Genomic DNA, 22,140 nt, shown 5'->3' with positions numbered 1-22,140 from the left:
ACTGAAGGGGGCCTGACATCTGTCAGGCCCCTTTTTCGCAGATCCATTATCCAATTTAATAAATGAATGCTGGTCAGGTTCTTGCTTGTCCCGGCTTTGCTTTACCCAACCGCAGGAGTGCGCATGGCAGACGTTGCTGATCAACCGCGCGAAAGTTTCCGCATAAGCATGCTGCTGTATGATGCGCGGTATAGGTCGCTGACCATTCAGGTGGTTGCTGCCATCCTCATCATGCTGTTGCTGGTGCAACTGGTGGATAACACCGTCACCAATTTGGCGGCCTTGGGCAAAGATATCCGTTTCAATTTCCTGTGGTCCACCGCTGGCTATGACATCAACCAGCAATTGATCCCTTTCACATCGCAAGACACCCATGCCCGCGCCGCCTATGTCGGTATTCTCAACACGCTGCTGGTGGCTTTTCTGGGCTGCATCCTTGCAACAATCATCGGCGTGCTTGCCGGTGTGCTGCGCCTGTCCAAAAACTGGCTGATCGCCAAGGTCATGACGGTTTACGTCGAATGCATGCGCAATACGCCACTGCTGATCTGGATCCTGATCGTTTTCGCGGTGATGACAGAAGCGACACCGCAACCGTCGCAATTCCGTGAAGGTGGCACGGCATCGATGATTCTGTGGGACACGATCGCTATTTCCAACCGTGGTGTCTTCATGCCTGCGCCGATCTGGGCGGATGGCTCTGGCATCGTGATGGCGGTGCTTGGTCTGTCGATCATTGGTATCTTTGTGCTGCGCTATGTGGCGCGCAAACGGCAGGAAGATACTGGCCAGCAATTGCCGGTTCTGCCCCTGTCCCTGGCGCTGCTGATCCTGCCGGTTCTGGCGGTGTTTTTCCTGCTCGGCCGACCGATCACGCTGGATTATCCGGTGCTGGGTGGTTTCAATTTTCAAGGTGGCTTGCAAATCCGCAATTCGTTCATCGCGTTGTGGCTGGCGCTGTCGCTATATACGTCCGCCTTTATCGCGGAAATCGTCCGTTCCGGCATTCTGTCGGTATCCAAAGGCCAGACCGAGGCTGCCTTTGCCCTTGGTGTGCAGCCAAACCGCACGATGCAACTGATCATCCTGCCACAGGCATTGCGGGTGATCATCCCGCCGCTGATTTCACAATATCTGAACCTGACCAAGAACTCATCGCTGGCGATTGCGGTGGGCTATATGGATGTCCGCTCTACGCTGGGCGGGATCACCATCAACCAGACCGGCCGAGAGCTGGAGGGGATGCTGTTGCTGGGGATCTTCTATCTGATCACCAGTCTGATCATTTCGGGGCTGATGAACGTTTATAACTCCAGCGTCAAACTGAAGGAGCGCTGAGATGAGCAAAGTCGATAACGTTGCTTACGTCCGCGCGAATATGCTGCCGGAATCACCGCCACCGCCCGGCGCCGCCGGTGTCGTCAAATGGCTGCGCGAAAACCTGTTTTCTGGTCCGATCAACACGATCCTGACGCTGATTGCAATCTATGTGGTCTGGTCGGTTTTGTCGGCCATTGTGCCTTGGGTGTTCAACGGGATCTGGAACGCCGGATCACTGACCGAATGCCGCGAGATTCGCGCCGCGCGTGGCTTGGATACAGCGGCCTGTTGGGCGGTGATCAACGAACGTTGGCTGCAGATCCTGTTCGGTTTTTACCCGACGGATGATCCGCTGCTGGCACGGTTGTTCTATGCCGATGAACTGGCTGCCGCTGGCGGGGCCGAGGCGGTCTTTGGCGGCGGCATGACAGCGACACAGCGTGTTGCTTTCATCTCTGGCATGAAAAACGAGCTCAGCAACGGCGTTCTGTTCCTGTTCGGCTATTGGCGGCCGATCCTCGCGCTGATCCTGCTGATCGTCGCTGTTGCGCCGATCCTTTATTCCGGCCTGCCGCGGGTGATGCTGGTGTTCTCGCTGATGTACCCCTTCGTCGCCTTCTTCTTCCTCTGGGGTGGGTCGGTCTGGCTGCCCGTGCTTGTGGCCTTGGGCATTGTCGCGGCAATCCTCATCGGTCGATTGGTGTCGGCACGGTTAGGCGCCTTGATCGGGTTGATCGCAGGGATCGTGGTTTTCCTTTTGATCTTCAGAAACCCGCTGGGGTTCTTGGGGATCGACGGGCTGTTCCCGCTGCTGCCGCATCTGCGCAGCTTTCTGGACAGCGTCATGCCATGGGGATTGCCCTATATCGAATCTGATGCTTTCGGTGGTTTCATGCTGGCGATCATCATTGGGACATCCGGCATCGTGCTGTCGCTTCCTTTGGGGATTGCACTGGCGCTGGGGCGGCAATCCTCCATGCCGTTGATCCAATGGGTCTGCGTGTCATTTATCGAGGTGATCCGCGGCGTGCCACTGATTGTCTGGCTGTTCACAGCCTCGCTGCTGCTGAACTATTTCCTACCGCCGGGCACGTCCTTTGACCTGCTGCTGCGGGTGATCATCATGGTCACGCTTTTCGCCTCTGCCTATCTGGCCGAGGTGGTGCGCGGCGGTCTTGCCGCCTTGCCCAACGGACAATATGAGGCAGCGAATTCGCTGGGGCTGGATTACTGGAAATCCATGCGGCTGATCATCCTGCCGCAGGCGCTGAAGATCTCGATCCCCGGTATCGTGAACACCTTTATCGGGCTGTTCAAAGACACCACGCTGGTTGTGTTCATCGGCCTGCGCGATCCGCTAGGGCTGACCAATGCGATCCGCGCCACCAGTGAATGGAACGGGATTTACTGGGAGCTCTACATATTCGTGGCGCTGCTGTTCTTCACATTCTGTTTTTTCATGTCCCGTTATTCAATGTATCTGGAGCAACGTCTCCGGACCGACCACCGCTGAGGAGAGTGCATCATGGCTGAAGTAGAACTGGATACCATGGGGTTGCCCCGCTTGGCGGCGAATGTGTCCGAAGAGGTGGCAATCGACATCAGCGGCATGAACAAATGGTATGGCACATTTCACGTTCTGCGCGATATTGATCTGACCGTTTATCGTGGCGAACGGATCGTCATCGCCGGGCCGTCTGGGTCGGGCAAATCGACGTTGATCCGCTGTATCAATGCGCTGGAAGAACATCAGCAGGGCAAGATCACCGTGGATGGCACGGTCTTGTCATCCGATCTGAAAAACATCGACCGGATCCGGTCTGAGGTCGGGATGGTGTTCCAGCATTTCAACCTGTTCCCCCATCTGACGATTTTGGAAAACTGTACCTTGGCGCCGATCTGGGTGCGCAAAATTCCCAAGCGCGAGGCCGAGGAAATCGCGATGCATTTCCTGACCAAGGTCAAGATCCCCGAACAGGCGCTGAAATACCCCGGCCAGCTGTCCGGCGGCCAGCAGCAGCGCGTGGCGATTGCACGGTCGCTGTGCATGCGCCCCCGGATCATGCTGTTTGACGAACCGACATCGGCGCTGGACCCCGAGATGATCAAGGAAGTGCTGGATACGATGGTCAGCCTGGCGGAGGATGGCATGACCATGATCTGCGTCACCCATGAAATGGGCTTCGCCCGTCAGGTCGCGAACCGGGTGATTTTCATGGATCAGGGCCAGATCGTGGAACAGAACGAACCGGAAGAATTCTTCAACAACCCGAAATCGGACCGGACCAAATTGTTCCTGAGCCAGATTCTGGGGCATTGAGGACGGGACAGAAAAGATTCAATGCCTCCGGCGGGGATATTCAGGCTCTGACGATGGGCGGCGTGATCAGTTGGTCAGGTCGCCCGGCACAATGAAATCGTCACAGTTCCCGGTGCGGGGCGCGACATCGTGCCAGTTGTCCGTGTCAAAGCGGATCACGGCGGTCGCACAGGTCGGGTAATCGCCAAAGCGTGGATGCGCCGGGCGGCGTTTGACAAGACCGCTCGCCAACAGCCCGATTCCCGGATTATGGCCGATTAACGCGACAACACGTGCTGTCTGTTTCTGGATAAGGTCCAGCATGCTGTCTGGGCTGGCGTGGTAAAGTCCCGGCAGGATCTGGAGATCTGGTGCGGGTGTCAGATGCGGCATGATCAGTGCCGCAGTTTCGTGCGTGCGCGCCGCGTCAGAGCAGAGCATGACATCCGGCACATAGCCCTGCGCCGCCAACCAGCCGCCGATAGCGGGGGCAGCACCACTTCCGCGCGTGTTCAGCACGCGCGCGTGATCGTCGGCCCCCGGATCATCCCAGCTTGATTTTGCATGCCGGATCAGGATCAGGGTGAGCGCCATGATGTTTAACGCGGTTCGCGGATGATCGACCCGGCGCCGTGTTCGGTGAACAATTCCAGCAGGCTTGCATTGGGCAGACGTCCATCAAGGATGACCACGGCGCGCACGCCTTGCTCAACCGCCATCAGCGCCGTTTCCGCTTTCGGGATCATCCCGCCGTTGATCGTGCCATCGGCGATCATCGCGCGGACCTGATCGGGGGAGAGCTGTGTGACAACCTCGCCCGTAGCATCCTTGATGCCGGGCACATCGGTCAGCAGCAGCAAACGGTCTGCCTTCAGCGCGCCAGCGATGGCACCGGCGGCGGTGTCACCATTGACGTTGAAGGTTTCCAGCATATCCATGCCAGTGGCCACGGGCGCGACCACAGGAATGATCCCCGCCGCGTTCAGATCGCGCAGCACCTGCACGTTCATTTCCACCGGACGGCCGACGAAGCCCAGTTCGGGGTTCAGCGCCTCGGCCACCATCAGATCATCGTCCTTGCCGGACAGGCCGACTGCGCGCCCGCCTTCATCCATGATGGCCTGCACGATGCGTTTGTTGACGAGGCCGGTCAGCACCATTTCCACCACTTCAACAGTGTCCTGATCGGTCACGCGCTGTCCGCGCACGAATTCGGTCTTGATGCCCAGCTTGTCGAGCATCTGGTTGATCATCGGCCCGCCGCCATGCACGACAACCGGGTTCATGCCGACCTGTTTCATCAGCACGATATCGCGGGCAAATTCAGCCATCGCATCGGCATCGCCCATCGCATTGCCACCGAATTTCACCACGACGACAGCGCCGGAATAGCGTTGCAGGTAAGGCAAAGCCTCTGACAGGGTCCGGGCGGTCGCGATCCAGTCACGGTTCATATCGTCGGTCCTTTTCTTCATGATATTCCTGCAATGATGGCACGCAATGTGGGGATGCCTTCGCCTTTTTCGGCAGAGGTTAGGATCAGTTCGGGATAGGCGGCAGGATGTTTGACCAAGGCCGCGCGGGTCTTGGCCAGCGATTCCGCCAAAGCATCACCGCGCAATTTATCAACCTTGGTCATCACCACCTGAAAGGTCACGGCAGAGGCGTCGAGCAGCGACATGATCTCTTCATCCACTGCCTTGGCCCCGTGGCGCGCATCGATCAGCACGAACACCCGGCGCAGGGTCTGGCGGCCTTGCAGATATTGTTTCAGCAGGCGCTGCCATTTTTCCACCACGGCAACCGGCGCATTGGCAAAACCATAGCCGGGTAAATCGACGACATAAAATTGGCCAGCCGTGAAAAAGTTGATCTCCTGCGTGCGCCCCGGCGTGTTGGAGGCGCGCGCGAGACCTTTGCGCCCGGTCAGTGCGTTGATCAGGGATGATTTGCCGACATTGGACCGGCCGGCAAAGCACACCTCGACCCGGTCGGCGGGGGGCAGGCCGTCCATCGCGACGACGCCTTTGACGAATGTGGTCTCACCCGCGAACAGCAAGCGCCCCGCCTCGATTGCGGCGTCATCAGGCTGGGGCGCTTCAGGAAATCGTAATTCCATATCTGTCCTATTTGTCCGGCTTGTTGGCCGCATCCGCTTTTTTGCGTTTCATGCTGGATTTGATGTTGCCGAAGACATCCGGTTTCGCCCCGTGGCTGCGCATGATCGCATATTGCTGCACGAAGGTGATGATGTTGTTGGCAATCCAGTAGAGCACCAGACCGGATGCAAAGCCGCCCAGCATGAACATGAACACCCAGGGCATCCAGGCAAAGATCATCTGCTGTGTCGGATCGGTCGGGGCCGGGTTCAGTTTCTGCTGCATCCACATCGAGACGCCAAGGAAGATCGGCAGCACGCCAATAAAGATCAGTGCCAGGATCGAGCCCGGCTCGGGCGCTGCATAGGGCAGCAGACCGAACAGGTTGAACAGCGATGACGGGTCCGGCGCGCTCAGGTCGTTGATCCAGCCGATCCAGGGCGCGTGCCGCAATTCGATGGTGACGAAAATCACCTTGTAAAGCGAGAAGAAGATCGGGATCTGCAACAGGATCGGCAAACAGCCAGAGGCCGGGTTCACCTTGTTCTCCTTGTAGAGCTTCATCATGCCCTGCTGCATCGCCTGCTTGTCATCACCGGCGCGTTCTTTGAGCTTTTCCATTTCTGGCTGAAGCTCTTTCATCTTTGCCATCGAGACGTAGGATTTATAGGCCAAAGGCAGCACCAGCGCCTTGAGGATCAAGGTCAGCGCAAGGATCGACCAGCCCATATTGCCGATATAAAGGTTCAGCGTGTGCAACAGCCAGAAGATCGGCTTGGTTAGGAAAAAGAACCAACCCCAGTCGATACTATCCAGAAAGCCTTCAACGCCGCCTTCGTTTTCGTAATCGCGGATCGCGTCCCATTCTTTGGCACCAGCGAACATGCGGGTGGTGACGGTGACGCTGTCACCGGGGGCGATTGTGCTGGCGGGCATCACGGCTTCGGCCTGATACAGGTCGCGCGCTTCGAAATATTTCGATGTGGACCGGAACGGGGAGGTCTGATCAGGGATCAGCGTCGTCATCCAGTAATGGTCGGTATAGCCGATCCAGCCCGATTGGGCGACGTCGATACGCTCTGCCTGCGTGCGCTCAAGATCATTGAACGGATGATCGGTGATATTGCTGTAGGAGGTTTCTTCCAGCTCACCATCCGACATCCGCACCAGACCTTCGTGCAGGATGAAGAATTTTTTCAGCTCGGAGGGTTCACCATGCCGCCGCAGCAGGCCGTAAGGACGCGCGCTGACCGGGGCTTCACCAGCGTTTTCAACGCTTTGCGCAAAGCTGAACATGAAACGATCATCGACCGAGATTTCAGTGCGGAAAATCTGACCCGCATCATTGTCCCAGACCAGCGTGACGGGCGTGTCTGGCGTCAGCACATCGCCGCTTTCCACCGACCAGACCGTATCGGGGCCGGGGACGGCAGTGGCCTCGATCCCGTCAGTCGCTGTCCACCCGAAAGAGGCGAAGTAAGCATCCTGTTCGCCCACCGGACGCAGCAGGCGCACGATTGGGGCACCTTCGTCCAGTGTTTCGCGATAGTCGGTCAGCGCCAGATCATCGATCCTCGCGCCCAGCATGGAAATCGACCCCGACAATTCCGGTGTGTGGATCTCGACGCGCGCAACCTCCGCCGCCGGCTCTTCGGTCGGGGCAGGTGCCGTGGCGCCGGCCGCGGTCGGATCGGCCAATGGAACAGTCGGATCGACGGTTTGTGTCGCAACCTCTGCCGTTGTGTCGGGGATAATCTCCTCAGGTGGGAACAGCAATGTCCATGTCATGATCACTGCAAAGCTGAGCAGCGTCGCAAGGATGAGGTTCCGGTTCTGGTCGTTCATCTGAAAACACCTGTTTCCCACATAATAATCAGGGACGTTCAACCTGTCGGGGGGGCAAAGGTCAAGCGGTTTTCAGGAAAACAGGTCCGTTTGGCATGGTTGGGGGTATCACAATGCAGCGGCGTGCCGCCGGGCCGTCAGCTTTTCTTGCGGCCAAGCATATCCCATCCAGCCAAAAGGATCGCGATGGCCGCAACGATACTGATGTCCAGCCGTTGCAGCTTGAACACCAGCACGCCAACAAAGAGGCAAAGAACGATATAGGCAAAAATTGCAAGAACGCGGTCAAGCATCGGTCATTTCCCCGCTTGTGACTTTGATTTCATTCATCAACCACCGCGCCGTGCGCAATAGCCGGGCGTCATTGCCCCGTCTGCCGACCAGTTGCAGGCCCATTGGCATGCCGTTTGAATCTTCAAACACCGGCAAGGTGACGGCTGGCACACCGCAAAGCGTCCATAACCCATTGTAAATCGCATTGCCGGTTGCGTGCAGCCCGGCAGGGGCAGCGGCTGGCGTCGCGGGGCAGATGATCGCGTCGCAGCGCTCAAAGATTTCATCAAGCGCGGTATTCAGCAACTTGGGCCAGTCCAATGCGGCCAGGTAATCACGCGCCAGAATGACCTTGCCTTTGTCGATGGCCTCCAGCGTCACCTCTGACAATTGCGCGCGCGCCCGGCGTTCATAGGCGTAATAGCATTTCGCCATTTCCGCGAAATTGATCCTTTCGCGGATCTCTGCGGCGTCATCGAACATCGGTGGCAGGATCAGCGGAAAAGACTCGTCGCCCAGAATGCCTGCGAGTTCTTCCATGGCGAGCATCATGTCTTCGCAGGCAGGAACATTGCCGGGCATCTGGGACACGATGGCAAGCGCCGGACGCACCGGCACATCGGACAACGCAGTGGCAAGCAGGGCAGGCGGGGCCGATGGCGTGGTGGCCGGATCAGCCGGATCATCGCCGAACAAGGCATCGCCCAGCATGGCCACCCCTTCGACCGACATCGCAAAGACGCCCATCGTGTCCAGCGTCGGCGATTGCATCAAAACGCCCGCGCGCGAAATCGCACCAAAGCTCGGTTTATAGCCCACTGTCCCGCAATAGGCGGCAGGTCGGATCACCGACCCGCCGGTCTGCGTGCCAATCGCCAGAGGCACCATGCCCGCACCGACAGCCGCTGCCGATCCTTGTGATGACCCGCCCGGCGTATGGGCGGGGTTGACCGGATTGCGGGTCTTGCCGGGGTGCAGAAAGGCCAGTTCCGTCGTGACGGTCTTGCCCATTATCACCGCACCTGCAGCCTTGAGCTTGCGCACGACGGTGGCATCCGCGTTGGGCACGCGGCCCGCATCGATGCTGGTGCCGTTTTCGGTCGGGATCCCTTTGGTGTCGATGACATCTTTCAACGCCACCGGCATCCCGAACAAAGGCCCGGTCGGCAGGCCCGCCTTGCGCATCGTATCCAGATGCTCGGCCTGCGCCATGACATGCCCCTCGTCAAAGGCGGCAAAGGCCTGCACTTCGTCCTCGCGCGCTTTGACCTGCGACACGAAGGCAGCAGCAACATCCGTGGGGCGCAGGATGCCTGACGCCATCCTGTCCCGCAGGGTCACAGCATCCAGCACGATGATCTGCTCTGGCCGCCGTTGTTTCGGGACAATATTCTCAACGGCCATAGATCGCCTCCGGCAATGCAAAGACAATCTGCGGGAACTGATACATCAGCGCCATCGCAAGAAAGACCATACCGACATAGGGCAAGACGCCTTTGAAGATATCGGTCAGCTGCACCTGTGGCGGCGCGATCCCTTTGAGGTAATAGGCCGACATCGCCATCGGCGGCGTCAGGAACGAGGTTTGCAGGTTCAACGCCACCAGAATGCCGAAGAACAGCGGATCGATGCCGAACAATGGCAACAGCGGCAGGAAGATCGGTACGAAAATGATGATGATCTCGGACCATTCCAGCGGCCAGCCCAGCAGGAAGATGATCAGCTGCGCCATGATCAGGAACTGGAACGGGGTCAGATCAAACCCCATCACGAATTCCGAAATCAGATGTTCGCCGCCCAGATAAGAAAACACCGATGAGAATGTGTAAGACCCCACAAACAACCAGCAGACCATCGCCGTGGTGCGCACGGTCAGATAGACGCTTTCGCGCAGCCGGTCATAAGTCATCGCGCGATAGGCAACGGCCAAAATCATACCGCCCAAAGCACCCAGAGAGGCGGCTTCCGTCGGTGTGGCCAGACCGAACAGGATCGAGCCAAGCACGGACAGGATCAGGAAGGCCAGCGGGAACAATGACGTCAGCAGCATCCACAGCAGTTTGGTCCATGGCACATCAGGAATTTCTTCTTTGCTCGGTTTTGGCGCAAAGCTCGGTTGGATGATTGACCGCAGGATGATGTAGCTCAGGTAAAGACCGACCAGAACGAGGCTGGGATAAAGCGCGGCGGCATAAAGCCGGACAATCGACACGCCGGAAGAAGCCGCATAAACGATCAGCATGATCGATGGTGGGATCAGAATCCCCAAGGTGCCGCCCGCACAGATGATCCCTGCCGCAAAGCTGGTGTCATACCGCGCCTTGAGCATCGCCGGCAGCGCCAGCATCCCCATCAATGTGACCACAGCGCCCACGATCCCGGTCGCGGTCGCGAACAGCGCGCAGGTGATCAAGGCGGCGATCCCCAAAGAACCCGGCATCCCCTTGGCCGCAATGTTCAATGTGCTGAACAGGCGGTCCACGATATTGGCGCGTTCGACGATATAGCCCATGAACAGGAACAACGGGATCGCGGTCAGAACCTCATTCGACATGACGGTAAAGGTCTGGTTCACGAACAAGTCGAAGATACGGTTGTTGAAGAACCCTTCAATCCACAGGCTTGTCGATTCCCAAAAACCCGCCTCTTCACCCAGACGGTTAAAGGATCGCCACATGCGGCCTTCATCGTAAAAGGCGTAATAGCCAAAACCGATCGCCATCGCCATCAAGGTGAATGCGATGGGAAAACCCAGAAATACCAGAATAATGAAGATGCCCAGCATGGACAGGGCGACTTGGGGGTCGGTCATTCTTGGGCGTCCTTTTGTGTTGTCGCTGCCTGCTTGACCAGCAGGTCTTCTGTTTCCATCACGTCGTCATCGGCATCGACCCATTCGTTGTTGCGGATCGCGATGATGCAGCGCATCACCTGCGCAATCCCTTGAATGAAAAGCAAAATACCAGCAGCGACGATGACGGTTTTGAATTGATAGATCGGAATGCCCGCCGGGCTGTTGACCGAGACTTCGCCATAGCTCCATGACGATGCGGCATATTTCCAGCCTGCAAAGATCAGCGCGGTGATCCCGGGAAAAAAGAAGAAAATGTAGAGAAACAGATCAAGCCGGGCCTGCGTGCGCGGCTGCCAAAGCCGATACAGAAAATCGCCCCGCACATGCCCGCCCACCGACAGGGTATAGGCCCCGCCCATCATGAACAAAGTGCCATACATGATGAAAGACACATCCAGCGCCCAGGGCGTCGGCTTGTTCATGACATAGCGCATAAACACTTCGTAGCTTGTGCCTGCGGTCATCAGGATAATGAGCCAGGCAAACATCTTGCCAAACCACCCCGATAGCGCGTCGGCGAACCTAATATAGCTGATCATGTGAAACCTATCTGATAGACCAAGCCCGGCAGCCGGAACTGCCGGGCGGTTCACGTCGTCTTGAAATTAGCCTTGGGTCAGACGACCGGGGAAGACATGTTCAAAGGCGCGTGCCTGGCTGGCTTTGCCGTTGTTCATGATCTGGTAATAGGCCGTCCGCTCGTTCCAGGCGCGCTGGCTGTCGAGGACTTTTTTCATGAACGGATCTTCGGCCATCAGCTCTGCTTCCAGCTCTGTCCAGGCGGCAAGCTGTGCGTCAAGGATCTCGTCAGAGGTCTGGTGCAGGATGACGCCGTCTTCTGCGACCAGCGCCTGCAAATCGGCCGAATAATTGTCCAGCGCATAGCCGATATTCTTCAACGTCGCTGCTTCAACCGAATGCATCAGGATCGCACGCAGATCGTCATCAAGATCATCAAGGAAATCCTTGTTGAAGATATATTCGATGGTTTCTGACGCCTGATGATAGGACCCAAGATAGTAATTCTTGGCCACATCCTGCGCACCGAACTGACGGTCTGATGTCGGGTTGTTGAATTCAAACGCATCGATCACGCCGCGTTCCATCGCCGGCACGATTTCCCCGCCGGGAAGCTGGGCAACGCTCATCCCCATTTTCTGCAACAGATCAGCAGCCAGACCGACGGTCCGGTAGCGGAAGCCCTGCATATCGGCCAGCGTGCTGACTTCGTTCTTGAACCAGCCGAATGGCTGCAACGGCATCGGATACCCAAGCCGACCCACAACGTTCAGACCCAGAATGTCCTGCGTCAATTCGCGGTAAAGCTCATCGCCGCCACCTTCGTTGAACCAGGCCAGCAGGTTGATCGCGTCACCGCCATGTACCGGGCCGGTACCGAACAGGGACGAGGCTTTGGATTTGCCGTACCAGTAAGGTGGCACCGAATGCGCGGCATCCAGAATACCGTCGCTGCAGCCGTCCATCACCTGAAACGCGCCGACAATGGCACCGGCAGGCAGCACATCCACGGAAATGCGGCCGCCGGACATGGCTTCGACGCGATCCGCGTAGTTTTGTGCGAATTGCTGCCAGATGTTCGATGACGGCCATGAGGTCTGCATCCGCATCTGGATCGGGGCTTGCGCCAGAACAGCAGGGGCCGCCAGCGCTGCACCGGCGGCAACGCTTCCTCCCACGGCACCCTTGCTCAGGAACGACCGGCGCGACAGTTTGCTCGCGCTCGTGTGAGTCGATTTGGTTTTCATTTTTTCCTCCCAGAAAGTTGTCAGCCTCCGAAGATGCCGATCTGGTAAAAATTACTCACCAATCCGGCAAAAGCAAGCACTCAAGCGACCTCCTCGCCAGAGTTTGCGCTAACACACGAAATAAACTAACAAAACTGCGCAACCCATGGGCGTTTTATTGCGCCTCATTACACGAGCCGATCAATAGGCGTGCGGCCAGCGAAAAACGCATCCAGATTGTCCAGCGCGCGGAATCCCATCGCGTCACGGGTTTCAAAGGTCGCAGATCCGATATGCGGCAGCATGAACACATTGTCTAAGGTCGCCAGTTCAGGGTTGCCGCCCGGTTCGGTGCGAAACACATCCAGCCCCGCGGCAAACAGTCGCCCGCTTTTCAATGCAGCGACCAGATCATCTTCATTCACCAAGGCGCCCCGCGCGGTATTCACCAGAATCGCACGCTCCGGCAGCATCGCCAAGGTATCTGCATTGATCAGACCCGTGGTTTCAGGCGTGTTCGGGCAATGCAGTGACAACACATCAGACACGGCAAGCAGGCTTTCGACGGTGTCATGGAAAACTGCACCTTTTTCCTGCTCCGGGCTCAGGCGGCTGCGGTTGTGGTAATGGATTTCCATGCCAAAGCCGCGCGCACGTTCGGCGGTCACCTGTCCGACACGGCCCATGCCCAGCACGCCGAACCGCCGCCCGGTCACTTGTCGGCCCACCATGAAAGCAGGCGACCAGAAATTCCAGCGCCCTTCGCGGACCATCCGGTCACCCTCGGACCCGCGCCGTGCGGCACCCAGCATGCACAGGATCGCGATTTCAGCAGTCGCGTCGGACAGCACATCGGGGGTATTGGTCACAACAATGCCCCGCGCTTTGGCCGCTGCCAGATCGACATGATCGACACCGACGGAATGGTTCGCGATGATCTTCAGCCGGTCAGGAAGGGCGGCAATCACCTCAGCTGTGAAATGTTCGGAATGACAGGGCAGCACCGCATCAACATTCTGGCAGGCCGCAATCAGCGCGTCGCGGGTAAAGACATGATCGTCTTCGTTCAGGATGACATTGTAATTTACATTGGCCCGGCTCAGCACAGCAGGGGCAAGTTTGCGCGGGATCAGAACGACAGGTCTGTCAGTCATGGAATGTCCTTATGGTTAATGTGATCGCATCCTGCCTGTAATCGCATCCGAAAAGATACCCCGCATGCAAAAGGCCGGGCAATTGCCCGGCCTTTCCTGTGTCACGCAGATCACGGCGTCAGCCGTCCCATTCTTCCATGGTTTCAAACTGATCGGCGGTGATCATCGTCGTTGCCTGCAATGTATCGGACATTGCCCCTTCTTCGCGGGTCAGTTCGATATCTTCAAAGGCGATGGCGACAGATTTCGCGCCGATGCCCAAAAAACCACCCACATCGATGATGACGTCGCCGACCTGACCGTCGTCAGTCAGAACGATCTCGGAAATCGTGCCGATACGTTCACCCGCCATGTCAGTGAGATTGATGCCTTGCAGATCACTGGCGGTCAGCGCGCTGCGTTCATCGCCCATCAAATAGGGTTCGTCACCTTCGACTGGTGTCCCATCGGCCATCTCTTCATCTGTCGGTGCCATAGTGTCCGCAGGCGCGGCCTCTGTCATGCCCGCATCGTCAGATCCAGTGTCTTCGGCCATGTCCGATGTGGTTGCATCATCCGTCGGTGCCATAGTGTCCGCAGGTGCGGCCTCTGTCGTCGCCGCATCATCAGATCCAGCGTCCTCTGCCAGATCCGATGTCGTTGCATCATCTGTCTCGGGCGATGGTGGCACTTCGGTCACGGCATCTTCGGTCAGACCTTCATCGGACCCGACAGCCGTGTTGCCAGCGGTATGAAAGCTGTTGCCGCTGTCATTGACAGCAGTGCGGTCCAGTTCGGGAAGACCTTCCAGATCTGCGGAAGATCCGTTGTAGACGACGAAGAATTCCCCCTCTCCATCGATTTCATCGACAATCGTGAGATCGCTTAGCGGAATGCTCACCTGCCGCGCGCCCATGTCAAAAAATCCACCGACATCCACGATGATCGCATCGATTTCACCATCCGGGGTCAGGATCAGATCCTCGATCCGGCCCACATCGTCCCAGTCATCAGCGGGCGCGTCAATGCTTTCCACGGTGATCCCCGGTGCGGATTCCGCAGAGCTTGCGTAAAGGCTGCGATCAATAAAATCCGACGGTGCAAGATCCGGGCCCGTCATTTCCATTGTGTCGGTTGTTGTGACCTCTGCGTCCGTTGCTGCAGGGTCGGTCGCGTCTGTCTGCGCAAAGACAGGCATGGCTGTCAGCGCGACAAGAGCGGTGGTTGCGAGAATACGTTTCATATCAGTACTCCTTGGTTGCGTCGGTACAAGATCGCAGAACCGCGACCCGTTATGCCTAGACAACCGCGCCAGCCGCCGAAGGTTGCACGCAGCGCCACAAATAAACCGTAAAAATATGCGGAACCATCAGGGATTGGCGGCGTTTGCCGCCTGTGTTTGACGCGTGAACACCTTTAAATGCCGCGACGTTGTGTCCTGACCGTCACGGAACTCTTCTACGGTGGGCCGCGTTGATTTTACGACAACAGGTACTGGCATGATCCGGCGCCTTCCTTTTCCCGACTGGCAGAAAGTTGAAGCCGATTATGCAAGTGCCGATGAACAACGATGCGGCGATTGATGACCTGACCGTCTTCATCACGGCCAGTGAAGCTTATCCTGCGCTGGAACGGGCTGTGCTGGAGGCGAAGAACGATATCTCTGCCTGTTTCCGGATTTTCGACCTGACCACAAAACTGCGGTCGTCAGAGGCCCGACGGATCGGGCAGACTTGGTTCGACTTGTTGCGCCATACGCTTGACCGCGGCGTCTCGGTCCGGCTGGTGGTGTCGGATTTCGATGCCGTCGCCGCCGTTGACCTGCACCGTCAGGCCTGGCGGACCCACCGCCAGATCGCCGGTCTGCGCGAGGTGGTGAGGCCAGAGGCCAGACTGACGTTCCGCTTGGCCTTGCATGCGGCGCAAGCCGGGGCTTTGCCGCGGACGGTATTCTACCCCATGGCCCGGACCAAGCTGCGCGAAATGGCGGCCAATTGGTCAAAAATGACGCCGGGACAGCGCGCCCGTTTTCGCATCGAAACCCCCGGTCTGCGCGACATCACGCAACTGGACGAGAATGATCAGCTGCGCTTTCCATGGAAAAGACCACAGCTTCATCCTGCGACGCATCACCAGAAACTGGCGGTATTTGACGGAAAGCGCGTCTATATCGGCGGGCTCGATCTGAACGAACGCCGGTTCGACACCAAAGATCACGCGCAAGTCGCCAGCCAGACCTGGCATGACGTGCAGGTCATGGCGACCGGCCCGGTTGCAGCAGCGGCCTTGGCGCATCTTGACAGCTTTCTGGATAATGTCGCTGGCAAAACCACGCCGCCGCCGCCCGCTCCGGGGTTCCTGCGGACCTTGTCGCGCCAGCGGATGAACGCACCGCTGCGGCTGGCGCCAAAGACCGTCATTCGTGAAATCGAAGCCGCGCATCTGCGCGCTATCGGTCAGGCGCAGCGGCTGATCTATCTGGAAACCCAGTTCCTGCGCTATATGCCAATCGCACGCGCCCTGGCTCAACGGGCACAGGAACGTCCGGATCTCAAGCTGATCATCGTGGTGCCTGCCGCGCCCGAGGATGTGGCCTTTTCCGATGATCCGGGGCTCGACAGCCGCTTTGGCGAACATCAGCAAATGCGGGCGATCACCTGCCTGCGCAGCGCGTTTGGCGCGGATCGTCTGCTGATCGCCTCTCCCGTGCAGCCACGCAGCAGCAACAGCAGCGAACGCGATGCGCTGGAAAACGCGCCTTTGGTCTATGTCCATTCCAAAGTATCGGTCTTTGACGACACTGCCGCCATCGTGTCATCAGCCAACCTCAACGGGCGCAGTCTGCGCTGGGACACCGAAGCAGGGCTGCATGTGACCCGTAAGGATCAGGTCGAAAATTTGCGCCAGCGCGTAATGGGCTGCTGGCTGCCCGAAGATGCCGGCCCGGAATTTCTTGATTGCGACCATGGGTTTGCACATTGGTCCACCTTGGTGCGCACCAACGGGGCCTTGCCGCCACAGCACCGCCGCGGGTTTCTGGTCGAATATGATTCCGACGCCGCGCGCGAAATGGCCAGACCAGTGCCGGGCATCCCGGCCGAAATGGTCTGATCCGCTATAGCAGCGGGCGGCACATCGGTTCTTCGCTTTTCTCAAGCTCGGCCAATATGCAAAGCGCGGTGTAATCGTGGATCTGCAACTGACCACTCCGCCAGGTCGCCACGCCTTTTTCCCGCAGTTTCTTGAGCATCTTGTTGGTATGGACCAGTGACATGCCCAAAGCATCTGCCATATCCTGCTGCTTATAGGGCAGGGGCATGACGTGGTCCTTGCCCAGATCGACCGCCTCGGCCCGGTCGTAAAGCCGGACCAGCGCGCGCGCGACGCGGGCGATCCCGCTCATATGGCCCAGAATGGCCAGGCTTTCGCCCAGAAAATGTTCCTCCACCGCGCCCAGCCAGGTCAGGTCATAGGCCCGTCCGGGCTGGTCGCGGAACAATTCCCACAGCCTTTTGCGGTCAAAGACGCACAGCACCATATCGGACGTCGCTTCAACCGAATGCTGCATTTCCTGCATCACACCGGCCTGAAGCCCCAGAAAGTCACCGGGCATCACAAAATTGATCACCTGCCGGTCGCCGGAAACCATGGTTTTATAGCGCAGGCCCATGCCTGACAAAGCTGTGTAAAGCTGCGGACTATTGGCACCTTCCATCAACAGGGTCGTGCCAGCGGCAACGCGCAGCTCGCCCGATTTGAAACTTTGCATAAAGGTGATTTCGCCTTTGGTCATGTCGTCAAAGATCGGACGTTGACGCAGCGGGCAGCGGGCGCAGTCGATAACCATGCGAATAAACTCTTTCAAAAGTGTCACAGTTTAATGCGCGTGCTTTGAAAATGTTGTCAATAAGGAACAACGATCATGACGATCACTTCAGAAAGAAGCATATGCCCTATGACGATTCGGTCCAAAAACTGCCGCCAACTTACCTTGTAATGGAAAGCAATCTTCTGATCGCAGAAGATATATGTGGTGCCTTGCAGGCCTTCGGTCCCTGTCAGGTGATCAGGATCGCTGATCCATCGGAACTGACCAATATGGTCAATGCCGAACACCCCGTTTCTGCCGCATTTCTGGAAATGCGGTATGAACAGGCGCTGACTATGGGATTACAGGAATCGTTCCTGCTGCGCGGCGCAAAGATCGTGCTGACGGTGGGCGAAGGTGACGAAGCGGCGGTCCAGAACCATGGCTGGGCCATGCTGGTCCGCCCCTTCACCGAAGATATGATCCACGCCACATTGGATTCATCGGTGCGCGAGGTTTAATCGCGGGGCCGTCTTGCGGCGCGCCCGGCGTTCAGACCGACGGCAAAAGCCTCGGCCACCCGCAGGAATGGTTCGATAGGTTGGACAGGTTCAATCGGCGCGACCGGTGGCAATGCCGGATGCCTGCGTTTGGCGATCACCAGAAACGCAATGCCAAGTGCCATATACATCAGGCCGATGACAGTCCACGCGGCCAGCACGCCTTCATGTGTGGCCAACAAAACCCACAGCGCCACTGTCAAAAAAACAAGCCCCGTCATTGCAAAGACGATACCTGCAACGGTGAAAGCAGCCGCGCGGGCCGCCAGGCGCGCGCGGATGCTGATGTCGGAAACAAGTCCCGGCATGGTTTATTTCCGGCCTGACAGGAAACCAAGAAGGAAGCCCACGCCAACGGCCAGACCAACAGCGGTCGCTGGCTGTTTGCGCACTGCATCGACAGCTTGCTGACCCAGCTCTTCGGCGCGGATTTGTGCGTTGTGCAATTGCTCTTCACCCGATGCGCGCAATTCTGCGGCGGTCTGGCGGGCCTTCTGCACGGCAGCGTCTTTGCTGTTCACGCTCAGGTCGGCCAGTGATTTCGAGATTGCAGCAATATCGTTGCGCAATGTGGCGATCTGGCTAGACAGCTGATCGATGTTGTCCTGTGGTGTCTCGTTGACTGCTTTTACTTGTGCCATAACATGGTCCTTTCGGTGTGTCTCTGGCAGGCAAACGCGCGCCTGCGGGATTTGTTCCCGCAAACGCAGGTTTATTTGCAGGCCTAAGCGCGCAACGTGTCCGTCCCCGCAAAGAACATCGCCTGCGACACCGCGGATTCAACCTGCGTTTCGGTATAGGGCTTGGTGATCAGAAACGCCGGTTCCGGGCGTTCCCCTGTCAGCAACCGTTCCGGAAAGGCAGTGATGAACACGATCGGCAGATCGCCCAACTCGCTCAGGATCTGGTTCACCGCATCGATCCCTGATGATTTATCCGCCAATTGGATATCCGCCAAGATCATATCCGGCGGTTCTTTCCGGGCCAGGGTAATCGCCTCATCGCGGGTCCGGGCGATATTGGTGACTGTGTGCCCCATCTCTTCCACGATGGCACGGATATCCATTGCGATGATTGCCTCATCCTCGATGATCATGATGCGGCCATGGATCGCGTCAGACATTTCACTGCGCGCGATAGCCAACAGGTCAGCGGCTTCCTCCACCGTGCTGTCAATGATGCTGGCGATGTCTTCTGCCCGAAATCCTTCGATACTATGCAGCAGCAAAGCCTCGCGCGTGTTTTCGGTCAGCCCGGACAGACGCCATTGCGCCCGCCCCTCGATGGAACCCGGATCTCTGGTTTCGCCGACCGGCGACCCCGAGGATTCCCAGATCTGATGCAACACCCGGAACAATGCGGTTTTTGTCGACAGACTTGTGTCAAACAGCGACTTGTCCGCCAGCAGCGCCTCTAATGTGGCGGCGGCGTAATTGTCGCCGGTTTTCTGATTGCCGGTCAGCGCGCGTGCGTAGCGACGCAGGAAAGGAAGCTTTTCAGCGATGTCCATGGCGAAATCGGGGGTGGGTCTGCTAACATTCATGGCGATCCTTAAAAAATGTATCTTCCTTGGAACCAAACGCCGTCGCGCATGTTATGTTCCAGATAGGGTCTAAAAAAGTCCCTCTTTTGGCGATGGCAGAGCATAGGCAAGATGGCAAACAAGCGCAAAACGACCCAGTTGGATCAGCAGATTGATGAAAATCTCCGCCGCGTTTACGCGGATGCGGCGCAAGAGCCTGTGCCTGATCGTTTTGCCAAGTTGCTCGAACAATTGCGCGCCCGCGGGGATGAAGAACAACCCAAACCGTCCGAGGATCAATTGTGAAAACCGATACAGAAACGCATCCTGACCCACGCGACGAACTGGTGACACATTTGCCTGCGATGCGGGCTTTTGCCACCAGCCTGACCCGCAACGCTGCCGCCGCCGATGATCTGGTGCAGGACGCCGTGGTCAAGGCCTGGAGCAATTTCGACAAATTCCAGCCCGGCACGAACCTGCGCGCCTGGCTGTTCACTATCCTGCGCAACACCTATTATTCGCTTTACCGCAAACGCCGGCGCGAGGTCGAAGACCCCGATGGCAAGATGGCGGGACAATTGTCGGAAAAACCCGCACATGACGGGCATCTGGCGATGGCGGATTTTCGCGTTGCCTTTACCAAGCTGACCGATGAACAGCGCGAGGTTCTGATCCTGATCGGTGCCGAAGGCTTTTCTTACGAAGAAGCCGCTGTGATGTGCGGCTGTGCCGTCGGCACCGTGAAAAGCCGCACCAACCGCGCCCGCAAACGGCTGGCAGAGCTGATGCATATCGATGACGAGGATCAGCTTGAAATGACCGATGCTGCGACAATGGCCGTGGTGATGGGGAAACCGGCTGCATGACAGACCGCAGCAGCGGCCTGCCGCGGGCTTTCCGCCCCAAGCTGGCGCTGCGACTTGGGTTGGCACTCAGCCTTGCGATCCTGCCGTTGGGGTTGATTTCGGTCTATCAGACCTATGAATTGCTGGAAGAACGGCAGGTTCTTTCTGAAACCGCGCTTTTCGCGCAGACCCAGAATGCCTTTGACGGCAGCCGCGACATTATCCAATCCACCGTCAGCGCGGCTGAAACGCTGGCCACGATCATCAGCGGCACGCCCGTCTCCGGCGAAGCTTGCGATGCCGTGATGGGCCGCCTTGTCGCTGACAGCCCGAATTACATCTTTGCAGGTTTCGTTGACGACCAGTTCACGCTCGCCTGTGCCTCTGACGAAAACAATGGTGATACCAACGGCCTCGCCGACATCCGCTCGCAGCTGACCAGCGGGCAGACCGAGGTCTTTATGCATCCGCTCCGATCTGCCAGCGGCGTAGCGGCGATCAGCGTGCTGGTTCCGGTAACCGACAACGGCCAACAGCACGGCGTCATCTGGATCGCGGTGCCGATGCAGGTGATGCTGGAAAACCTTGCCGCGGCATCACAGGGTGTCGATCTGGTCCTGTTTCAGGACAATGGGGATATTATCACCACAGGACAATTCACCGATCAGCGCCGGTCGGTCTTGCCTGCGTCAAAATCCTTGGCTGATCTTGCGCGCGACGGGCGGCAGACCTTCCGCGATCTCAACCGCGACGGTGTGACACGCGATTTTGCCGTCGTGCCGATTGTCGGGGGCCGGGTGCTGGCGCTGGGGTCGTGGGAACCGGCACAAAGCGGCCTTATCCGCCTGCGCTATGAACAGATGTTCGCGCTGTTCCTGCCGCTGGTCATCTGGCTGATCAGCATCGCCGTCGCCTATGTCATGGTGCATTATCTGGTGATCCGGCATGTCCGCCGCCTGCGGTCATGGATGCGGCTTTACGCCGCCGGGCGCGGTGATCTGGAAACCGCCAGGCTCGACAACGCCCCGGACGAGCTGGAGGTGGTCGCCGAAGCCTTTCGCGCGATGACCCGCCGTCTGTCCGAACAGGAACGCAAGATGGAAGAGGATATCCGCGAAAAAACCGTCCTGCTGCGCGAGGTGCATCACCGCGTCAAAAACAACCTGCAACTGATATCAAGCATGTTGAACATGCAGATCCGCACCACCAGCAGCGGCGAAGCCAAGCATTTGCTGCGCCGGGTGCAGGACCGGGTCATGGCGCTGTCCGCGATCCACCGCTATCTTTACATGGCGCGCAACCTGTCCTCGGTGCGGGCGGATGAATTGCTCGACGGGATCGTGCAGCAATTGGTCATCGTCGGCGCATTGGACGACTCTGGGCGGCAGGTGCGGGTGTCGACACAATTTGACCCGGTGGAAATCAGCCCCGACCAATCCGTGCCCCTGTCACTGCTGACGACAGAGGCATCGATCAATGCGGTGAAATATTGCGGTATGACCAGCGGCGTCGATTCTTGGATCAATATCGCGCTCAAGGATCTGGGCGACGGCAATTACGGCCTCAGCGTGGTGAATTCCTATGCTCCCCCGTCAGAAGAAGACGAGCCCGTCGCAAGCTCCGGTCTGGGGTCGAAACTGATTGAATCCTTCGTGATCCAGCTCAACGGCACGTTAGAGATCAACCAGCTGCCCGACCGCTACGAATTGCATGTGGTTTTCCCCGTGGCATGGCCCGATGTGGAAAATGACAAAAGCTAGGTCATGTTGACAAAAGACGCAGCCAGAGGCGGATCGAAACGATATCGATGAAGCCCAGAAAGCTTTCTGCTGTT

General features: G+C 58.0%; 23 protein-coding genes. 8 read left to right on the top strand and 15 right to left on the bottom strand.

Annotation, left to right across the window (positions count from 1 at the left end; all coding sequences use genetic code 11):
• The first annotated feature begins 123 nt into the window (after window positions 1-123).
• From VOY09_RS10980 to VOY09_RS10970, 3 genes are read left to right on the top strand one after another with little or no spacing between them, the layout of a single operon-like run.
• On the top strand, window positions 124-1,338 hold the full coding sequence (locus VOY09_RS10980; protein ID WP_322895883.1) for an amino acid ABC transporter permease: 1,215 nt from the start codon (window positions 124-126) through the stop codon (window positions 1,336-1,338).
• Window position 1,339: 1 nt separating this feature from the next.
• Window positions 1,340-2,833, top strand: a complete 1,494-nt coding sequence (locus VOY09_RS10975) for an amino acid ABC transporter permease (RefSeq protein ID WP_322895881.1) — start codon at window positions 1,340-1,342, stop codon at window positions 2,831-2,833.
• Window positions 2,834-2,845: 12 nt separating this feature from the next.
• Window positions 2,846-3,640 carry an amino acid ABC transporter ATP-binding protein gene (locus tag VOY09_RS10970; protein WP_322895879.1) on the top strand — a complete coding sequence of 265 codons (795 nt, stop codon included), beginning with the start codon at window positions 2,846-2,848 and terminating at the stop codon, window positions 3,638-3,640.
• A 66-nt stretch (window positions 3,641-3,706) separates the two neighbouring features.
• On the opposite strand, the gene VOY09_RS10965 is transcribed toward VOY09_RS10970, so the two are convergent.
• The 11 genes from VOY09_RS10965 to VOY09_RS10915 all read right to left on the bottom strand — a co-directional run bounded on the left by VOY09_RS10965 (window position 3,707) and on the right by VOY09_RS10915 (window position 14,811).
• Window positions 3,707-4,213, bottom strand: coding sequence for a SixA phosphatase family protein (locus VOY09_RS10965; protein ID WP_322895877.1), 507 nt, complete (start codon window positions 4,211-4,213; stop codon window positions 3,707-3,709).
• A 5-nt stretch (window positions 4,214-4,218) separates the two neighbouring features.
• The gene (argB, locus tag VOY09_RS10960) at window positions 4,219-5,094 is read right to left on the bottom strand and encodes an acetylglutamate kinase (RefSeq protein WP_322895875.1); all 876 of its coding nucleotides are present in this window, start codon (window positions 5,092-5,094) and stop codon (window positions 4,219-4,221) included.
• Window positions 5,091-5,738, bottom strand: coding sequence for a ribosome biogenesis GTP-binding protein YihA/YsxC (gene yihA / locus VOY09_RS10955; RefSeq protein ID WP_322895874.1), 648 nt, complete (start codon window positions 5,736-5,738; stop codon window positions 5,091-5,093). The genes argB and yihA overlap by 4 nt, the downstream gene beginning before the upstream one ends.
• A 7-nt stretch (window positions 5,739-5,745) precedes the next feature.
• Window positions 5,746-7,563, bottom strand: coding sequence for a membrane protein insertase YidC (gene yidC, locus VOY09_RS10950; protein WP_322895872.1), 1,818 nt, complete (start codon window positions 7,561-7,563; stop codon window positions 5,746-5,748).
• Window positions 7,564-7,700: 137 nt separating this feature from the next.
• Complete coding sequence (locus VOY09_RS10945) at window positions 7,701-7,856, bottom strand: hypothetical protein (protein WP_322895870.1); 156 nt, start codon at window positions 7,854-7,856, stop codon at window positions 7,701-7,703.
• Window positions 7,849-9,240, bottom strand: a complete 1,392-nt coding sequence (locus VOY09_RS10940; RefSeq protein ID WP_322895868.1) for an amidase — start codon at window positions 9,238-9,240, stop codon at window positions 7,849-7,851. Before VOY09_RS10940 ends, VOY09_RS10945 begins: the two co-directional genes overlap by 8 nt.
• Window positions 9,230-10,648, bottom strand: a complete 1,419-nt coding sequence (locus tag VOY09_RS10935; protein ID WP_322895866.1) for a TRAP transporter large permease subunit — start codon at window positions 10,646-10,648, stop codon at window positions 9,230-9,232. Before VOY09_RS10935 ends, VOY09_RS10940 begins: the two co-directional genes overlap by 11 nt.
• The gene (locus tag VOY09_RS10930; RefSeq protein ID WP_322895864.1) at window positions 10,645-11,229 is read right to left on the bottom strand and encodes a TRAP transporter small permease subunit; all 585 of its coding nucleotides are present in this window, start codon (window positions 11,227-11,229) and stop codon (window positions 10,645-10,647) included. Before VOY09_RS10930 ends, VOY09_RS10935 begins: the two co-directional genes overlap by 4 nt.
• Window positions 11,230-11,295: 66 nt before the next feature.
• Window positions 11,296-12,456 carry a TRAP transporter substrate-binding protein gene (locus tag VOY09_RS10925; protein ID WP_322895862.1) on the bottom strand — a complete coding sequence of 387 codons (1,161 nt, stop codon included), beginning with the start codon at window positions 12,454-12,456 and terminating at the stop codon, window positions 11,296-11,298.
• Between the two features lie 167 nt (window positions 12,457-12,623).
• Window positions 12,624-13,589: a D-glycerate dehydrogenase gene (locus tag VOY09_RS10920; RefSeq protein ID WP_322895860.1), complete on the bottom strand. Its 966-nt coding sequence runs from the start codon at window positions 13,587-13,589 to the stop codon at window positions 12,624-12,626.
• 118 nt (window positions 13,590-13,707) lie between these two features.
• Window positions 13,708-14,811 (bottom strand): PRC-barrel domain-containing protein, encoded by a 1,104-nt coding sequence (locus VOY09_RS10915; RefSeq protein WP_322895858.1) that lies wholly within the window; start codon window positions 14,809-14,811, stop codon window positions 13,708-13,710.
• A gap of 293 nt (window positions 14,812-15,104) precedes the next feature.
• Between VOY09_RS10915 and VOY09_RS10910 the strand changes: the two genes are divergently transcribed.
• Window positions 15,105-16,679, top strand: coding sequence for a phospholipase D family protein (locus VOY09_RS10910; RefSeq protein ID WP_322895857.1), 1,575 nt, complete (start codon window positions 15,105-15,107; stop codon window positions 16,677-16,679).
• 4 nt (window positions 16,680-16,683) lie between these two features.
• Here the strand turns inward: VOY09_RS10910 and VOY09_RS10905 are convergent, their stop codons facing one another.
• Window positions 16,684-17,415, bottom strand: coding sequence for a Crp/Fnr family transcriptional regulator (locus tag VOY09_RS10905; protein ID WP_322895855.1), 732 nt, complete (start codon window positions 17,413-17,415; stop codon window positions 16,684-16,686).
• A gap of 149 nt (window positions 17,416-17,564) precedes the next feature.
• Between VOY09_RS10905 and VOY09_RS10900 the strand changes: the two genes are divergently transcribed.
• Window positions 17,565-17,897 (top strand): hypothetical protein, encoded by a 333-nt coding sequence (locus tag VOY09_RS10900; protein WP_322895853.1) that lies wholly within the window; start codon window positions 17,565-17,567, stop codon window positions 17,895-17,897.
• Here the strand turns inward: VOY09_RS10900 and VOY09_RS10895 are convergent.
• From VOY09_RS10895 to VOY09_RS10885, 3 genes are all read right to left on the bottom strand, one after another.
• Window positions 17,894-18,244, bottom strand: a complete 351-nt coding sequence (locus VOY09_RS10895) for a phage holin family protein (RefSeq protein WP_322895851.1) — start codon at window positions 18,242-18,244, stop codon at window positions 17,894-17,896. The two genes, VOY09_RS10900 and VOY09_RS10895, sit on opposite strands and share 4 nt — an antisense overlap.
• A 3-nt stretch (window positions 18,245-18,247) precedes the next feature.
• Window positions 18,248-18,577 carry a DUF883 family protein gene (locus tag VOY09_RS10890; RefSeq protein WP_322895849.1) on the bottom strand — a complete coding sequence of 110 codons (330 nt, stop codon included), beginning with the start codon at window positions 18,575-18,577 and terminating at the stop codon, window positions 18,248-18,250.
• Window positions 18,578-18,660: 83 nt separating this feature from the next.
• Window positions 18,661-19,479: a response regulator gene (locus tag VOY09_RS10885; RefSeq protein ID WP_322895847.1), complete on the bottom strand. Its 819-nt coding sequence runs from the start codon at window positions 19,477-19,479 to the stop codon at window positions 18,661-18,663.
• Window positions 19,480-19,590: 111 nt separating this feature from the next.
• Here VOY09_RS10885 and VOY09_RS10880 point away from each other — a divergent pair, with 111 nt between their 5' ends.
• The 3 genes from VOY09_RS10880 to VOY09_RS10870 are packed head-to-tail and all read left to right on the top strand — an operon-like array spanning window position 19,591 to window position 22,066.
• Window positions 19,591-19,764 carry a NepR family anti-sigma factor gene (locus VOY09_RS10880; protein ID WP_322895846.1) on the top strand — a complete coding sequence of 58 codons (174 nt, stop codon included), beginning with the start codon at window positions 19,591-19,593 and terminating at the stop codon, window positions 19,762-19,764.
• Entirely contained in the window at window positions 19,761-20,327 is a 567-nt protein-coding gene (locus VOY09_RS10875; protein ID WP_322895844.1) for an RNA polymerase sigma factor, read from the top strand. Before VOY09_RS10880 ends, VOY09_RS10875 begins: the two co-directional genes overlap by 4 nt.
• Entirely contained in the window at window positions 20,324-22,066 is a 1,743-nt protein-coding gene (locus VOY09_RS10870) for a histidine kinase dimerization/phosphoacceptor domain -containing protein (RefSeq protein ID WP_322895842.1), read from the top strand. Before VOY09_RS10875 ends, VOY09_RS10870 begins: the two co-directional genes overlap by 4 nt.
• The last annotated feature ends 74 nt before the right edge of the window (window positions 22,067-22,140 follow it).

Source organism: Yoonia sp. 67-2 (assembly GCF_035117555.1).
GTDB lineage: Bacteria > Pseudomonadota > Alphaproteobacteria > Rhodobacterales > Rhodobacteraceae > Yoonia.
Note: the sequence above shows the minus strand (reverse complement) of the source record. Positions and strands in the feature narration are given on the sequence as shown.

What these genes read in the sequence shown, in the direction of transcription:
- yihA (WP_322895874.1), bottom strand. Translation starts at nt 5,738, where the DNA reads ATGGAATTACGATTTCCTGAAGCGCCCCAGCCTGATGACGCCGCAATC.
- VOY09_RS10915 (WP_322895858.1), bottom strand. Translation starts at nt 14,811, where the DNA reads ATGAAACGTATTCTCGCAACCACCGCTCTTGTCGCGCTGACAGCCATG.
- VOY09_RS10920 (WP_322895860.1), bottom strand. Translation starts at nt 13,589, where the DNA reads ATGACTGACAGACCTGTCGTTCTGATCCCGCGCAAACTTGCCCCTGCT.
- VOY09_RS10885 (WP_322895847.1), bottom strand. Translation starts at nt 19,479, where the DNA reads ATGAATGTTAGCAGACCCACCCCCGATTTCGCCATGGACATCGCTGAA.
- VOY09_RS10880 (WP_322895846.1), top strand. Translation starts at nt 19,591, where the DNA reads ATGGCAAACAAGCGCAAAACGACCCAGTTGGATCAGCAGATTGATGAA.
- VOY09_RS10905 (WP_322895855.1), bottom strand. Translation starts at nt 17,415, where the DNA reads ATGGTTATCGACTGCGCCCGCTGCCCGCTGCGTCAACGTCCGATCTTT.
- VOY09_RS10970 (WP_322895879.1), top strand. Translation starts at nt 2,846, where the DNA reads ATGGCTGAAGTAGAACTGGATACCATGGGGTTGCCCCGCTTGGCGGCG.
- yidC (WP_322895872.1), bottom strand. Translation starts at nt 7,563, where the DNA reads ATGAACGACCAGAACCGGAACCTCATCCTTGCGACGCTGCTCAGCTTT.
- VOY09_RS10900 (WP_322895853.1), top strand. Translation starts at nt 17,565, where the DNA reads ATGGAAAGCAATCTTCTGATCGCAGAAGATATATGTGGTGCCTTGCAG.
- VOY09_RS10940 (WP_322895868.1), bottom strand. Translation starts at nt 9,240, where the DNA reads ATGGCCGTTGAGAATATTGTCCCGAAACAACGGCGGCCAGAGCAGATC.
- VOY09_RS10980 (WP_322895883.1), top strand. Translation starts at nt 124, where the DNA reads ATGGCAGACGTTGCTGATCAACCGCGCGAAAGTTTCCGCATAAGCATG.
- VOY09_RS10945 (WP_322895870.1), bottom strand. Translation starts at nt 7,856, where the DNA reads ATGCTTGACCGCGTTCTTGCAATTTTTGCCTATATCGTTCTTTGCCTC.
- argB (WP_322895875.1), bottom strand. Translation starts at nt 5,094, where the DNA reads ATGAAGAAAAGGACCGACGATATGAACCGTGACTGGATCGCGACCGCC.
- VOY09_RS10975 (WP_322895881.1), top strand. Translation starts at nt 1,340, where the DNA reads ATGAGCAAAGTCGATAACGTTGCTTACGTCCGCGCGAATATGCTGCCG.
- VOY09_RS10930 (WP_322895864.1), bottom strand. Translation starts at nt 11,229, where the DNA reads ATGATCAGCTATATTAGGTTCGCCGACGCGCTATCGGGGTGGTTTGGC.
- VOY09_RS10925 (WP_322895862.1), bottom strand. Translation starts at nt 12,456, where the DNA reads ATGAAAACCAAATCGACTCACACGAGCGCGAGCAAACTGTCGCGCCGG.
- VOY09_RS10895 (WP_322895851.1), bottom strand. Translation starts at nt 18,244, where the DNA reads ATGCCGGGACTTGTTTCCGACATCAGCATCCGCGCGCGCCTGGCGGCC.
- VOY09_RS10870 (WP_322895842.1), top strand. Translation starts at nt 20,324, where the DNA reads ATGACAGACCGCAGCAGCGGCCTGCCGCGGGCTTTCCGCCCCAAGCTG.
- VOY09_RS10965 (WP_322895877.1), bottom strand. Translation starts at nt 4,213, where the DNA reads ATGGCGCTCACCCTGATCCTGATCCGGCATGCAAAATCAAGCTGGGAT.
- VOY09_RS10935 (WP_322895866.1), bottom strand. Translation starts at nt 10,648, where the DNA reads ATGACCGACCCCCAAGTCGCCCTGTCCATGCTGGGCATCTTCATTATT.
- VOY09_RS10890 (WP_322895849.1), bottom strand. Translation starts at nt 18,577, where the DNA reads ATGGCACAAGTAAAAGCAGTCAACGAGACACCACAGGACAACATCGAT.